Raw genomic sequence first — 14307 nt, 5'->3', positions numbered from 1 at the left:
TAGATCAGATGCTCATGGATGTCTTTTAACCGAAAACTTTATGAAGATCCTCTTTACTTTGTGATAACCAGAAATTCATCAATTTCTTCGCGCCTTCTAGGTCATGAAGTTTCGCTTGACCGCATTGTTTTTCATTTGCTGCAGGAATTTCTGTAATTTGTACAGCATCCTTCATTGTGTCTTCAAGTACATCAATGATCTCAGTAACAGTCGGGTCTCCGCTTACGACTAGGTAGTACCCAGTCTGGCAACCCATTGGCGAAATATCGATAATATCGAAGTGATCATATTTCTCTGAATGCTCACGAAGATTGAAGGCAAGCAGATGCTCTAACGTATGAATCACATCCGGCTTCATTGCCTGTTTATTGGGCTGGCAAAAACGAATGTCAAATTTATTGACTACTCCATCTGTCCCTACTTTATGTACCCCACAGTGACGTACATAAGGTGCTTTCACGGCATTATGATCTAATTCAAAGCTCTCTACTGAAGGCATTGTATCACTCCTCTTCCCATTTATATGTATATACTACATCTAATCCCGATTTATTTCATCTATTTAAACTGAATTAGAAGGAAAATGATTTCCAGCATCTTTTTGAATGAAAATATGATATATTGTTACCAATATATATTCTATAGAATGAAGGCTGATTCTTATGTTAAAAAAAATATTAATTTTCGGAATCCAATTTTACCAAAAGGTTATTTCTCCTTTAAAACCACCTACCTGCCGCTTCTATCCTACATGCTCACATTACGGATTAGAAGCAATTAAACGGTTCGGCCCCATTAAAGGTAGCTGGCTTACCATAAGAAGAATCTCTAAATGCCATCCATTTCACCCAGGCGGCATTGACCCAGTTCCTGATAAACCTTGCAAACATCGACCTTAAAATTTTTTTCTTGCACTTTTAGCTTAATTAAGGTACGATACATAAGTCAAATCGTAATGATTTCGTTTATATCCATTTTTATTAAACCGTAATGGTTTCGTTTAATGAACAAAAACTGATAGTGGGGAGAAAGAAAAATGAAAAAACAGCTAAGTATCGCAATCTTATTTATATTTGCCACCTTTTTGGCTGGCTGTAGTTCAGCGACTACTAAGCAAGAGGCACAAACAGATGATGGCAAAGAAAAGTTAATGGTTTACACAACTGTCTATGCCCTAGAGGATTTTACTAAAAAAATTGGTGGCGATTTTGTAGACGTAAAAACGGTCTATCCACCAGGAACAGACGAACATAGCTTTGAACCATCTCAAAAGGATATCATTGGAATGGCACAATCTGATCTCTTTTTCTACATTGGACATAACTTAGAAGGCTTTGTCAATAAGTCGAAATCGATTCTTGAAGATGAAGGCACAAAAGTTGTCGCAGTAGGTGAAAAAGTCGAAATAGCGCATGATGATGAAGCTACTACTGAAGAACATAGTCATGAGCATGAGCACGACGGTGAAGCTGCTACTGAGGAACATGAGCATGATCATGGTGGCGTAGATCCACATCTTTGGATTGATCCTGTCTATGCTGCACAAATGGCTGAAATTATTAAAGATGAGCTTTCTGAAAAAATGCCTGCCAAAGCAGATTACTTCCAAAAACAATATGAAGCATTATCAACAAAATTAACAAATTTAGATAGTCAATTTTCTGAAACGATCTCTACAGCAAAAACAAAGAAACTTATCGTATCACATGCAGCCTACGGCTATTGGGAAAAGCGTTACGGTCTTGAACAAATCAGCGTATCTGGCATTTCTGCAAGTGAACCTTCACAAAAACAACTGGAAAACATCGTGAAAACTGCAAAAGACAATGGAATTCAATACATCATTTATGAACAAAACATCTCATCCAAGCTAACAAAAATTATCCAAGATGAACTTGGAGCAAAATCATTGCAGCTCCATAATTTATCTGTACTCACTGACAATGATATCAGCAACAAAGAAGATTATTTCAGCATAATGGATAAAAACCTTGAAACGTTAAAAACAGCTTTAAACTAAATGGAAATGGATGTCCGTTCTTTCCTCATAACTACTACATACAGTTTAAAAGAAGTGTAAGTGACACGATACACTGTATGATGAGTGCGAGGTTAGACCATTGGGACATCCTTTTTATTTTTATAAACCCTTACCTTGATTCCCTCCCTTTGAACCAATGTTAAAAAGGCAACCCCATATGCAGAGCTTGCCTTTGTTTTGTATGAAGGACATGGGGACGGGTCTTCACGACTCACTCATATAGCCAATCAACTTAACAGGTATACTTATTTTATCGAGATTAAATCCGAAATTTAGGCTCCGCACCGCCATCATTGTAATGAGGTGAGTGCAGCGTGCTTCATGATCTATCCTTCACAGTATCTGGTGGTGTTTTAACGTTAGATTGTTCTTGTATGGTTGTTAGCACCAGTTAGCGTTCCACTTCATCCAAACTGCATTTTTTCTTTAACCAAACAATTTCATTTTCCGCAAGTCTTGTGATCTCTTTAACGACATTCTCTGGCAGGCCACGTCTTAGTAAAATTTCTGCAATTAGATAAGGCTTTGTCATCAGATCATCTCCCATACAGATTCTGGATGCTTATTACCTCCATTATAACTGAGAAATTCTATGAAAAAAACAGTCAGCCGCCTATTTTATGGAACCTTCAAAAAGGAATACAAGAAGTGAACATATATCTCACTTCTTGCCCAACATTTCTAATAGTACGTGTTCAAAAAGAAGGATAAAAAGAGCCGAGAAGCTCGAGAACCGGACTTGCACAGGATGTGCGCGATCTTAACAGAAGGTCATTAATAAGTAACGAAGCAATTCGACAGCAATTTTTACCGGACTTTTTGAACAACCTCTATTGCGATTTAAATAATTGCTGATGAACCGTCATGGCTCTCAAGTTCTGTTCATTCACTTCAAAACCAATTCCCACACCATCTGGAACCGTTATAAATCCATTCTCCACAACGATTTCTGGATCAACAATATCATGCTCCCAGTAACGTGTAGAAGACGATACATCACCTGGAATTGTAAATCCGTTAAGCGAGGCAAGCGCAATATTATGGGCTTTCGAAATGCCAAATTCAATCATTCCACCGCACCAAACTGGAATGTCTTTTTCTACACACAGATTATGAATGTTGACAGCCTCCACCCATCCACCAACGCGTGACATCTTAATACTAATCACTTTACCGCTCCCAAGCATTAAGGCTTGTTTAGCGTCATGAAACGAGCAGATGCTTTCATCAAGGCAAATTGGCGTTTGGATTTCTTTTTGTAAAATTGCATGTTCTACTAAATCATCATGTCCGAGTGGTTGTTCGATCATTTGCAAGTTGAATTCATCTAGCCTTTTCAAATGCTCAATATCTCCAAGGGAATACGAAGAATTCGCATCTGCCATAAGCGGAATGTCTGGATAATGACGCCGGATTTCCGATAATACTTCAACATCCGTAGATCGTTGAATCTTTACTTTATAGCGCTGATAACCGATTGCAGCAAATTCTTCAATCTGCTTAAGAGCCTTCTTCACATCATCGGCTGCAATGACAACTCCTGCCGCAACCGTTTTCCTCATCCCGCCGAATAATTGGCCCAGGTACATTTCCTGTTGCTTTGCATATAAGTCCCAAATGGCTTGTCCAAGACCGGATTTCGCCATTGAATTTCTTCGAATACCAGCCCATAATGTTTCAAGTTCTTTAGGGTGTTTCATTGGGTTGCGCAGCACAAGTGGAATTAAAAAATCCTCTAATATATGCAAACATGTCTTAATCGTTTCTTCTGTATACCAAGGGCTTGAAAACGGAACGGCTTCACCATAGCCGATTCTGCCATCGCTATCTTGGACTTCAATCACGAGTGCTTCCCGTTTTGTCACCGTCTCTAAATGAGTCATGAATGGTCGCTTTAAAGGAGCAGAAATAAGAGAGATAGAAATCGAGGAGATTTTCATAAACTAGTCCTCCAATCGCTTTCTTAGTTCTCTTCTCAACAATTTATTCGAAGCGTTCCGCGGCAGTCCTTCGCAAAAAATGATTCGTTTTGGTACCTTATAGGATGCTAAGCGTGTTAAACAATATTCAATAATCTTCTGCTCAGTTAGCTCACTACCCGGTTTACTAACAACAAAGGCAACAGCAATTTGGCCCCATGCTTCATCAGACACTCCCGTGACACCTGCTTCAAACACGTCTGGATGACTGCCTACTACTGCTTCAATTTCAGCAGGGTACACATTTTCACCGCCGGAAATGATTAAATCTGACCGACGATCCATGACAAACAGAAAGCCCTCTTCATCCACATAACCGATATCACCTGTATACAGCCAGCCATTCTTGATAGCTTCGTCCGTCGCTTCTTTTCGGTTCAAATAACCTTTAGTTACATTCGGTCCTTTTACAACAATTTCACCAGGTTGATTCGGCTCTGCTTCAAGTCCATCCTTTTCAATTCGCAATTGCGATGGAAACAATGTTTTCCCAGCTGAACCAATTTTCTGTAGACTATCCTCAGGTGAAAGGGTGACAATTTGCGAACTCGTTTCCGTCATGCCATATGTTTGATAGACAGGGATGCCTTTTTCCTTGCACTCCAAAAGCATATGCTTAGGTGCCGGACCACCGCCAAGCAACATACAGCGAAAAGTGGCTGGATACTTATCTCCTCGAAGGTCAGTAAGCATCCTGTTTAACATAGCCGTTACAACCGAAATAATCGTCACACCATTTCCCATGATCATTTGATTGGCCTCTGCTTCATTAAATTTCTCAACGAGCACAACCTTCATGCCATAAATGACGTTTCGCATGAAGATGGAAAGCCCGCTAATGTGAAAAATGGGGACCGCGCAATACCAGCTATCTCGTTCTGTCAATCCAAGGTTCAAAACAGAGCCTACTGCACTCCACCAATGGTTCCCAAAAGTTTGAATGACACCCTTTGGATTCCCAGTTGTTCCCGATGTATACATGATGGTCGCAATATCACTCAAATCAAATTCTTCTAAAATAAGCACGCCTTCTACTCCACTAATAAAAGCCAACGCCTCTTTTTCAATAATGGGCAACTCCTGCATGGAAGATTGAATCACATTTAGTTTTTCAAAAAAAGCTTGTTCAGAGACAAGCAGTTTTGCTTCACTATCACGAAGCTGCCAAATGAGTTCAGCTGCAGTTAAACGAGTATTCAGCATAACAATCTTCACACCAAGATAAAAAAGAGCATGAATGATTATGACACTATCCTTGTGATTTCGGATTAATACAGCACAAGAATCTCCCCGTTTTAGATTTTGAGTAGCAAGCTTTGCCGCCATCTCTTCCGCTTGCAAATCAAGCTCGCGAAAAGTAAGAACCTTTCCTTCAAATTCAACAGCTGGTCGATGTGGCGACAGCATAGCTCGTTTCTTCAGCCAATTGGGTAGTCTTTCCGTTGTATTCATGGTGATCTCTTCTTTCTGTAATCAAAATTTAGCCCCCTTTTTTGTATAAAGGACATGGGAACGGTCGCGACTTACTACTATAACCAATCTTACTTAGCAGGATACTCATCTTATCGAGAAAGCATCCACAATTCCGGCTCCACACCGCCACCATTGTGATTAGGCGAGTGTAGCGTTCTTAATGATAGATCCTTCAAAGTAACTGGTGGCATTTTAACAACCATTTAGGTTTTGTATATAAAAACAGCTCGACGAGAAAATCCGCCAAGCTGCCGTGTCCATTTGTATTAAGGAAAACGTGGGAATTGACCGAAATCAGGTTTACGTTTTTCTTTGAAAGCATCGCGGCCTTCTTTTGCTTCGTCTGTTGTATAATACAGAAGTGTAGCGTCGCCAGCAAATTGCTGAAGTCCTGCAAGACCATCTGTGTCCGCGTTAAATGCAGCCTTTAAGAAGCGAAGAGCGGTCGGACTCTTTTCAAGCATTTCCTCACACCATTGTACTGTTTCAGCTTCTAATTGCTCTAATGGTACAACTGTATTAACTAAGCCCATGTCCAATGCTTCCTGTGCGCCATATTGACGGCATAGGTACCAGATTTCACGCGCTTTCTTATGCCCTACAATCCGTGCTAAGTAGCCAGACCCATAACCCGCGTCAAAGCTTCCTACCGTTGGTCCTGTTTGTCCGAATACCGCATTGTCAGCAGCAATCGTTAAGTCACAGACGATGTGTAGTACATGTCCTCCGCCAATCGCATAACCTGCCACCATAGCAACAACTGGTTTAGGAATCGTACGAATTAAGCGTTGTAGATCTAATACATTTAAACGTGGAATATCATCGTCGCCAACATACCCACCATGTCCACGTACTTTTTGGTCACCGCCTGAACAGAAAGCTTTGCCGCCTTCACCTGTTAATATAATAACGCCAATGCTAGAGTCATCACGCGCTCTTGCAAATGCATCGATCATTTCAGACACTGTTTTCGGTGTAAAAGCGTTATGTACATGTGGTCGGTTAATCGATACTTTAGCAATCCCATTGTATTTTTGGAATAAAATTTCTTGATATTCACGAATTGTTTCCCACTGAATTGTCATGTTATATCCTCCTTTATTGTTTTGCTAAAAACTCACTTACTATCTTACCAAACTTCTCTTCATCTTCCACATGAATTGCATGACCAGCATCATTTATTATCTGCCATTCGCAATCTTTCATGAGTGATTGCATCGATCTCGCTATGTCACAAAATTTATTATCCAACTCACCTGTGAGAAGGAGAATTGGCATAGGTAAGTTTTCAAGCTGATTCCACCAGGAAGGCTGATCCCCTGTCCCCATTCCAAGTAAACTGTTACAAAGACCCAGTTCCGTATTCGCGAGCCGCTCTTTTCTCACAGCCTTTTGTTTCTCCTGAGACATTTTCTTCTGTGAATCGAAAAGGGGGATATTCTCCCAGTCATCGACAAAAGCCGAAATGCCCTTTTCGACAATTTTATCCGCTAGCTTTGCATCTTGGATTCTACGCTCTTGTCGTGCAGTCTCTGTCTTCAGTCCCGGAGAAGCACTTTCAAGTATCAGTGACTGTACAAATTCAGGAAATAAGCAAGCAAAACTTAGCGCCAACCTTCCGCCCATTGAATAGCCAAGCACATGCGTTTTTTGAATCGAAAGCTTTTCTAAGATTTCTCGAATATCCTTCGCCGCTTCCAGCATAGTATATCGCTCAGCATTATGAGGAGATTCTGTAGAACCGTGACCAATGATATCCACCATAATCAGCTGATACTTCTTCTGCATCGGCCAAAGAAATCTCCATGTTTCAAGGCTACCTGTAAACCCATGTAAAAGGAGCAGAGGTTCCCCATGTCCTATGATGTCTATATGGTACTCGACACTTCTACAGACAAGTTTCACTGTATTTCTCCGTTTAAAGCAGCTGCTATTTCCCGGGAAACAAAACTCCACAAATTACGATGTTTTAAAACATTCGTCTCACGATTTGTCGGAATCTCGATAATCTTTAATCCAGGTATTGAAAATGATGCAGGAAAGACCTCGTTAAATTCATCCCAATCCTTTATCTTTCGATACGTTGCGTTATAAAGACGAGCCGCGTGTGAAAAATCCAGACCATGGGGAGTACCGAATAATACTTCGAAATATTCTTTTTCCGAAGCTTGCGACAAGAAAGAGAAAATCCCGCCCCCATCATTATTAATCACTAAAATGGTCAAATTTTGGCCTTGAAGCTTTCCGGCAAGCAAACCATTCATATCGTGGAAAAAGCTTAAATCACCGATCGCAAGTACGGTCTTTTCTTTAACCGTACTCACACCAAGAGCGGTCGAAACAATTCCATCAATTCCATTTGCACCCCGGTTTGCATAAAGTTCTATGTTTTTATTATTTGCAAAGAAAAACGTATCTACATCTCGAATAGGCATACTGTTTCCGACAAATAAATGAGAGTGCTCCGGCATAATCTCATTCAATTGGTAAAATAGCTTTCCTTCATCCAACTCTTCTTCATTAACGATGCTTCGGAGCGCATGTTTTGTCGCTTCATTAACCTTAACCCAGCGTTGCAACCAGTCTTGGTCACCGTTTTCAGGCAGCCTATCTGCAATATCTCGGCAAAAGCGTTCCTCTTCACTGTACAGCATACGCGTTGCAAGACCGCTTGGGTCCCGATAGCCTGCTCCACCATCAATGACAAAGGACTCGGCTTTCTGTTTTTTTAACCATAACAGCAAAGGCTTCGATACAGGCATTGCTCCAAATCGGAGGATGACATCTGGATGAAAAGCATCCATCACATGCTCATCACGCAAAAATGTATCATAACAGTCTATCACATTTGAAAACGAATGTTGACCGCTTCGCAACTGTGAAAGTGGATCGGCAAGAATGGGAAATCCTAGTTTTCCGCCAAGCTTTGTCACGGCCTCTTTTATGCCATCATTCTTCATCTCTCCGCATATAATCAGCCCTCGTTTAGCTTGCCCAATTTCTTGTGCTATCGCATCCAATTGGTTCATTGATAATGTCAAGGTACCAGGTTCAATCGCTACAGTAGCTTGTTTCTCCTGACGATAATTTCTCGCTTCTGCCAAATTCGGAATAAGCGGTTCTCGCAGAGGGAAATTCAAATGAACCGGACCAGCTGGCTCATTAGCAGCAGTCGCTACAGCTCTTGCACAAACCGTTCGCGCATAACGCACCATGCTCATACTGCTTTCTGGAAGTGCCATCTCGACAAACCACTTCACGTGATTACCATACATTCCGATTTGATCGATTGTCTGCGGTGCACCGACATCCCTCAGTTCATGCGGTCTATCAGCCGTTAAGACAATCAGTGGAATCCGAGAGTAGAACGCTTCTACTATCGCAGGATAATAATTAGCGGTTGCCGTTCCTGATGTACAAAGCATCGCTACCGGCTTTTTCATTGCTTTTGCAAGCCCTAACGCAAAAAAGGCAGCAGAGCGCTCATCCACATTAATATGAATCTTTATCTCTGGATGCTCCGCCAAAAGCAAGGCCAATGGCGTGGAACGTGAACCTGGACTAATGACTACGTCCTTTATTTGATTTTGAGCTAATTCATCGACAAAAGCCGTCGCATACGCAGTTAACGCATCACGATCATTCATGAAGGTTCCCTCCTAAAGCACTTAACATCGGATTAAATTTTATTCCTGTTTCTTCGTATTCACCTTCAGGCGTAGAGTCTTCCAGTACTCCACAACCAGCAAATAAGGAGGCTTCATTACCTTGAATGAGCGCTGAACGTATGCCCACCGCAAACTCGCCATTTCCATAAGAATCAGACCAGCCAATTGGCGATGCATAAAAGCCACGCTCCAGTTCTTCGTTCTCACGGATCCATGCAACGGCCTGTTCTGTTGGAAGTCCCCCCATTGCAGGTGTTGGGTGAAGCTTGCCTATTACGTCGAAAATAGACACATCCGCATCGCATTCTCCGCTAACTGGTGTATACAAATGCTGAATATGCCTATTTTTCATGACTGTCGGATCTTTAGGTACTTCAAGCTTTTTACAAACCAAACTTAGTGCATCCTTAATCATGGAAACGACATATTGATGTTCAAGGAGGTTTTTTTGATCATGTAGCAGCTCATGTTCCAACTTCCTATCCTTTTTTGCATCTTTCCCACGAGCAATTGAGCCAGCAAGACAGGCAGAGAATAATTCATTTCCGTGTTTTTTTACGAGACGCTCAGGGGTTGCACCAATAAAGCAATCCCCTGCCGATTCTAAACAAAAAATAAAACTTCCTGCTTGTTCCTTTTGAAGCCGCTGAAGAACAGCAACTGTTTCAATTCGTTTCTTAAACACAATCCGTAATTCTCTTGCTAGAACAACTTTGTCCAATTCCGAATGCTTCATATGTGAAACGGCTTCTGCAACAATTCTCTTCCAACCCTCAGGATTATCCTCGATTTGTTCCAAATACTCATTTACGCCTACAGCCACATTCGTCAAACGATTTCTAATCTCATTTTCCCATTCATTTATCAGATCTATGAAGAGATTTGCTTGATCTTCCGATGTGCAAACAATATTGGTCGTTAAATATGCTTGTCCCTTCACAATGGATAGCATGAAGGCAGGAATATAAAACAAACTATCACCAAATTGATCCCAAAGCAGGGAATCCGTTTTATTATAATCAAAAGAATATCCACCAAACACTAACGGACCTGTACCCACTATTCCAGTAACACCTGCTTTAACGGCATTTTTCTGAAGATCAGTCCAGTTCGCTTCAATCCTTCTCACTCTTAAAGCATCCGCCTTCACTTGGATTTTTTCCACTATACCTAAACCAGCAATGGTCAGTTCTTTTTCAGGATCCTGCCAGTAAAAGCGTTCTCCTGCATACCGTTCTCTTCCAGCTTGATAAAATGAAAGGGGGTCTAAATCATCGATTTTCCTTACTACACTGAACAAGACTTTTTGCTTTTGCTGTTTCGCTTTTTGCACAGCTTGCTGAAGTCCATAAAACCATTCAGTTTCATGTGAGATAGCCAAAAAAAATCCCCCTTAATGTCAACATTTTAAAAGCATACAAACCTATTTAAAGATACACCTCATTTCGACTCAATGTCAATTATTGCGGTCTTTATTCATCGTTCTATGACAACTTTTTTCCTATTAATATATTCTCTTTTAAAAACAAACAAACGTTATTGTTAAGAAAATCACAAATAGACATTGACACACTTAATTTGTTTTCCTACACTTATTCTGTACCAATATTTGATTCGTGATTACAAATGCAAGCTAACTTAAGAGGAGAAGTGTAATGTCTATACAATCTAATTCCGTTTCACCCCAACAAGAAAAACGCAGCTGGAAGATTTGGTGGGAACTGATTCGTCCACATACGTTGACAGCAGCGTTTGTCCCTGTACTAATTGGTACCTTGCTCTCTTTAATAGCAGAGGAAGTAAACTGGATCCTATTTGCAGCAATGCTAATTGCCAGCCTATTAATTCAAGCAGCTACTAATTTATTTAATGAATACTATGACTTTAAACGCGGTCTAGATACCGCTGAATCAGTTGGCATTGGTGGCGGAATCGTTCGCCATGGAATGACGCCGAAGTTGATTATGAATTTGGCACTCAGCTTTTATGCAATCGCTCTTTTGCTTGGCGTGTATATCTGTGCTGTGTCCTCATGGTGGCTTGCTGCAGTTGGTTTAATCTGCATGCTTATCGGTTACTTGTATACAGGCGGGCCCATCCCTATTTCATCTACACCATTTGGTGAACTTTTTTCAGGATTTTTCATGGGCTACGTCATTATACTCATTGCTTATTTCATCCAAACTGGTCATGTTTCAAGCACAGTTGCAATCGTATCAGTACCTAGCCTCATTCTAGTCGGCTTAATTAATATGTCTAATAACCTACGTGACCATGATGGTGACAAAGCAAACGGTCGACGCACGCTGCCAATTTTACTAGGACGTGAAAAAGGTTTGCGATTCATGGTTATCATGTTTGCTATTGCCTACCTATGGATTATTGTAATTGTTGCATTAGGAGTTGTAACACCATGGATTCTGCTAACTCTATTAAGCATCCCTAAGGCTGCAAAAGCAACAAAAGGCTTTGTTGGCAAAACCATTCCGATTGAAATGATGCCCGCCATGAAAGCAACTGCTCAAACAAACACCATTTTCGGCTTGCTTCTATCTATAGGATTATTGATTAGCTATTTTGTTTAATGAAAAATTGGATGTCAAAAAGGGTCTGACCTCGCACACTAAATCAGTATGTAGTGTTTCTTACACTTATCCTTTACTGCATTTAGTTGTTGCTGGGGCTGACCCTTTGCTTTTGGGACATCCTTTTTTGTTCTTATCAAATGGTTAAAGAAGTGATCAATCCCCTCTTTCTTCATACCCCTCAACGTTTCTACTAACATCTATTCGGGTAATGTTACATATACGATCCAAAAAAATCTCCTAAGGAGTGAAATAAAATGGCTACTACTAAACAAATTCAAAATTTAAAGGAAAAATTACTTTTAGAAAAAGAACAACTCCAACAACAAACTAAAAGGAATGAAGAAACCTTAGTAAAGGTGGGGCAAAGAGAATCCGTAGATGAACTATCTTCTTATGATAACCACCCAGCAGATATGGGTACTGAACTTTTGGATAAAGAAAGAATTTCGGCGTTGAATGATCATGCTAAATCCCAAATTGAGAAAACTAATGCTGCCCTTGAAGCTATAAATGAAGGAAATTATGGTTATTGTAAAGTTTGTGGTAACACCATTTCTCTGGAACGACTCGAAGCAGTTCCAGCCACATTACATTGTTTTGAACACGCTCAAACACAAAACACTATTTCAGCACGACCGGTAGAAGAAGAAGTACTTATCCCATCTTTAGGAAACCACTTCGAAAATCGCCGCCTTGGAAATGAAATCACTGACAAAGAAGATAGCTTTGCTGAGGTTGCCCGTTTTGGAACTTCGGAGACACCTTCCGACTACAGTGGCGACCATGAGAGTTATGATACTATTTATGATAATGAAGAGGAAACAGAAGGCTTTATAGAAGAATATGAAGCATATATAGGAAATGATGTACAAGGAAAGAACAGAAATGTTTATCCTAATAAAAAGCAATAAATGCTAGATGGATAAAGGACTCCCCATCTATTAAGTAAATAAGTAATGATATAGTAGGACCATTCTAAAAAAGTCAAATAAAAAAGATGCATACGTAGATGTATGCACCTTTTCTATATGACCCCTACGGGATTCGAACCCGTGTTACCGCCGTGAAAGGGCGGTGTCTTAACCGCTTGACCAAGGGGCCAAATGGCGGAGAAGGAGGGATTTGAACCCTCGCGCCGGTTACCCGACCTACACCCTTAGCAGGGGCGCCTCTTCAGCCTCTTGAGTACTTCCCCATGGCTCCGCAGGTAGGACTCGAACCTACGACCGTTCGGTTAACAGCCGAATGCTCTACCACTGAGCTACTGCGGAATGGTGGGCCTAAATGGACTCGAACCATCGACCTCACGCTTATCAGGCGTGCGCTCTAACCAGCTGAGCTATAGGCCCATTCTATGGAGCGGGTGAAGAGAATCGAACTCTCATCATCAGCTTGGAAGGCTGAGGTTTTACCACTAAACTACACCCGCGTAAATGGGGCGACTGATGGGAATCGAACCCACGAATGCCTGAACCACAATCAGGTGCGTTAACCACTTCGCCACAACCGCCATAAAACATATTGAATAATAATGGTGGCTCAGGACGGAATCGAACCGCCGACACAAGGATTTTCAGTCCTTTGCTCTACCGACTGAGCTACTGAGCCATATTAAATTTGATAACTTAAATAAAGATTATAGTTATCTTTCGTGCTCTAACTACTGAGCAACTAAGCCAATTAATTTATATCAAAAGCAAGTTAACTATTGAATAAAAATGGCGGTCCGGACGGGACTCGAACCCGCGACCTCCTGCGTGACAGGCAGGCATTCTAACCAACTGAACTACCGGACCAGATTGCGGGGACAGGATTTGAACCTGCGACCTTCGGGTTATGAGCCCGACGAGCTACCGAACTGCTCCACCCCGCGATAATAAGAATGATAAAATTTATTTTGAAAATGGAGGAGGTAGAGGGATTCGAACCCCCGCGGGATTTGACTCCCCTGTCGGTTTTCAAGACCGATCCCTTCAGCCAAACTTGGGTATACCTCCAAATAGCATACATGGTGGACCTTGTAGGACTCGAACCTACGACCGGACGGTTATGAGCCGTCTGCTCTAACCAACTGAGCTAAAGGTCCTTATATTTTGGTAGCGGCGGAGGGAGTCGAACCCACGACCTTTCGGGTATGAACCGAATGCTCTAGCCAGCTGAGCTACACCGCCAAAATAATATAAGTTTGAATAAATGGTGGAGCCTAGCGGGATCGAACCGCTGACCTCCTGCGTGCAAGGCAGGCGCTCTCCCAGCTGAGCTAAGGCCCCATAATAAATGGTTAGATGTTCATGGTCGGGAAGACAGGATTCGAACCTGCGACCCCTTGGTCCCAAACCAAGTGCTCTACCAAGCTGAGCTACTTCCCGTCTATATATGGCGCGCCCGAAAGGAGTCGAACCCATAACCTTCTGATCCGTAGTCAGACGCTCTATCCAATTGAGCTACGGGCGCATATATATTTAAAATGGTGCCGAGGACCGGAATCGAACCGGTACGGTAGTCACCTACCGCAGGATTTTAAGTCCTGTGCGTCTGCCAGTTCCGCCACCCCGGCA

The 14307-nt window shown here is 41.6% G+C and carries 12 protein-coding genes and 16 tRNA genes; 4 read left to right on the top strand and 24 right to left on the bottom strand.

The features are described 5' to 3' along the window. Positions 1-25 precede the first annotated feature (25 nt). A complete protein-coding gene (locus tag ACIQZI_RS00140) occupies positions 26-499 on the bottom strand; it encodes an S-ribosylhomocysteine lyase (protein WP_049682965.1) in 474 nt (157 codons plus the stop codon). A gap of 163 nt (positions 500-662) precedes the next feature. On the opposite strand from ACIQZI_RS00140, the gene yidD reads away from it, so the two are divergent. Together yidD and ACIQZI_RS00130 are read left to right on the top strand one after the other, a co-directional pair. Next, positions 663-899, top strand: a complete 237-nt coding sequence (gene yidD / locus ACIQZI_RS00135; protein WP_403067806.1) for a membrane protein insertion efficiency factor YidD — start codon at positions 663-665, stop codon at positions 897-899. 137 nt (positions 900-1036) lie between these two features. After that, a complete protein-coding gene (locus ACIQZI_RS00130; protein WP_049682966.1) occupies positions 1037-2020 on the top strand; it encodes a metal ABC transporter solute-binding protein, Zn/Mn family in 984 nt (327 codons plus the stop codon). A 412-nt stretch (positions 2021-2432) separates the two neighbouring features. On the opposite strand, the gene ACIQZI_RS00125 is transcribed toward ACIQZI_RS00130, so the two are convergent. From ACIQZI_RS00125 to ACIQZI_RS00095, 7 genes are all read right to left on the bottom strand, one after another. After that, positions 2433-2573, bottom strand: a complete 141-nt coding sequence (locus ACIQZI_RS00125; RefSeq protein ID WP_157279334.1) for a hypothetical protein — start codon at positions 2571-2573, stop codon at positions 2433-2435. A gap of 298 nt (positions 2574-2871) precedes the next feature. Next, a complete protein-coding gene (menC, locus tag ACIQZI_RS00120; protein WP_403067797.1) occupies positions 2872-3981 on the bottom strand; it encodes an o-succinylbenzoate synthase in 1110 nt (369 codons plus the stop codon). Positions 3982-3984: 3 nt separating this feature from the next. After that, positions 3985-5472, bottom strand: a complete 1488-nt coding sequence (locus tag ACIQZI_RS00115; RefSeq protein WP_403067794.1) for an o-succinylbenzoate--CoA ligase — start codon at positions 5470-5472, stop codon at positions 3985-3987. A 287-nt stretch (positions 5473-5759) separates the two neighbouring features. Beyond that, the gene (gene menB / locus ACIQZI_RS00110; RefSeq protein WP_062175688.1) at positions 5760-6578 is read right to left on the bottom strand and encodes a 1,4-dihydroxy-2-naphthoyl-CoA synthase; all 819 of its coding nucleotides are present in this window, start codon (positions 6576-6578) and stop codon (positions 5760-5762) included. A 13-nt stretch (positions 6579-6591) separates the two neighbouring features. Beyond that, entirely contained in the window at positions 6592-7398 is an 807-nt protein-coding gene (gene menH, locus ACIQZI_RS00105; protein ID WP_403067787.1) for a 2-succinyl-6-hydroxy-2,4-cyclohexadiene-1-carboxylate synthase, read from the bottom strand. After that, the gene (menD, locus tag ACIQZI_RS00100; protein WP_403067782.1) at positions 7395-9140 is read right to left on the bottom strand and encodes a 2-succinyl-5-enolpyruvyl-6-hydroxy-3-cyclohexene-1-carboxylic-acid synthase; all 1746 of its coding nucleotides are present in this window, start codon (positions 9138-9140) and stop codon (positions 7395-7397) included. The genes menH and menD overlap by 4 nt, the downstream gene beginning before the upstream one ends. Further along, entirely contained in the window at positions 9133-10542 is a 1410-nt protein-coding gene (locus ACIQZI_RS00095; protein ID WP_403067777.1) for an isochorismate synthase, read from the bottom strand. Before ACIQZI_RS00095 ends, menD begins: the two co-directional genes overlap by 8 nt. A gap of 274 nt (positions 10543-10816) precedes the next feature. On the opposite strand from ACIQZI_RS00095, the gene ACIQZI_RS00090 reads away from it, so the two are divergent. Together ACIQZI_RS00090 and ACIQZI_RS00085 are read left to right on the top strand one after the other, a co-directional pair. Beyond that, positions 10817-11746, top strand: coding sequence for a 1,4-dihydroxy-2-naphthoate polyprenyltransferase (locus ACIQZI_RS00090; RefSeq protein ID WP_403067774.1), 930 nt, complete (start codon positions 10817-10819; stop codon positions 11744-11746). A gap of 257 nt (positions 11747-12003) precedes the next feature. Then, positions 12004-12660: a TraR/DksA C4-type zinc finger protein gene (locus ACIQZI_RS00085; RefSeq protein ID WP_403067767.1), complete on the top strand. Its 657-nt coding sequence runs from the start codon at positions 12004-12006 to the stop codon at positions 12658-12660. 118 nt (positions 12661-12778) lie between these two features. Here ACIQZI_RS00085 and ACIQZI_RS00080 read toward each other — a convergent pair. From ACIQZI_RS00080 to ACIQZI_RS00005, 16 genes are all read right to left on the bottom strand, one after another. Next, positions 12779-12850 (bottom strand) — tRNA-Glu (locus tag ACIQZI_RS00080). 3 nt (positions 12851-12853) lie between these two features. Beyond that, positions 12854-12944, bottom strand: a tRNA-Ser gene (locus ACIQZI_RS00075). A 1-nt stretch (position 12945) separates the two neighbouring features. Continuing rightward, positions 12946-13020: transfer RNA gene (locus ACIQZI_RS00070), tRNA-Asn, on the bottom strand. A 1-nt stretch (position 13021) separates the two neighbouring features. Continuing rightward, a tRNA-Ile gene (locus ACIQZI_RS00065) sits at positions 13022-13098 on the bottom strand. A gap of 6 nt (positions 13099-13104) precedes the next feature. Next, a tRNA-Gly gene (locus tag ACIQZI_RS00060) sits at positions 13105-13178 on the bottom strand. A gap of 5 nt (positions 13179-13183) precedes the next feature. After that, positions 13184-13259, bottom strand: a tRNA-His gene (locus ACIQZI_RS00055). Between the two features lie 22 nt (positions 13260-13281). After that, a tRNA-Phe gene (locus ACIQZI_RS00050) sits at positions 13282-13357 on the bottom strand. 111 nt (positions 13358-13468) lie between these two features. After that, a tRNA-Asp gene (locus ACIQZI_RS00045) sits at positions 13469-13545 on the bottom strand. Positions 13546-13548: 3 nt separating this feature from the next. Then, positions 13549-13622 (bottom strand) — tRNA-Met (locus ACIQZI_RS00040). Positions 13623-13653: 31 nt separating this feature from the next. Continuing rightward, positions 13654-13746 (bottom strand) — tRNA-Ser (locus tag ACIQZI_RS00035). Between the two features lie 12 nt (positions 13747-13758). After that, positions 13759-13835 (bottom strand) — tRNA-Ile (locus tag ACIQZI_RS00030). An 8-nt stretch (positions 13836-13843) separates the two neighbouring features. Further along, a tRNA-Met gene (locus tag ACIQZI_RS00025) sits at positions 13844-13920 on the bottom strand. A 23-nt stretch (positions 13921-13943) separates the two neighbouring features. After that, positions 13944-14019 (bottom strand) — tRNA-Ala (locus ACIQZI_RS00020). A gap of 22 nt (positions 14020-14041) precedes the next feature. Next, positions 14042-14118 (bottom strand) — tRNA-Pro (locus ACIQZI_RS00015). Positions 14119-14126: 8 nt separating this feature from the next. Next, a tRNA-Arg gene (locus tag ACIQZI_RS00010) sits at positions 14127-14203 on the bottom strand. A gap of 14 nt (positions 14204-14217) precedes the next feature. Next, a tRNA-Leu gene (locus ACIQZI_RS00005) sits at positions 14218-14306 on the bottom strand. Position 14307: the final 1 nt, after the last annotated feature.

Source organism: Peribacillus sp. NPDC096379 (assembly GCF_044762875.1).
Classification (GTDB): Bacteria; Bacillota; Bacilli; order Bacillales; family DSM-1321; genus Peribacillus.
Note: the sequence above shows the minus strand (reverse complement) of the source record. Positions and strands in the feature narration are given on the sequence as shown.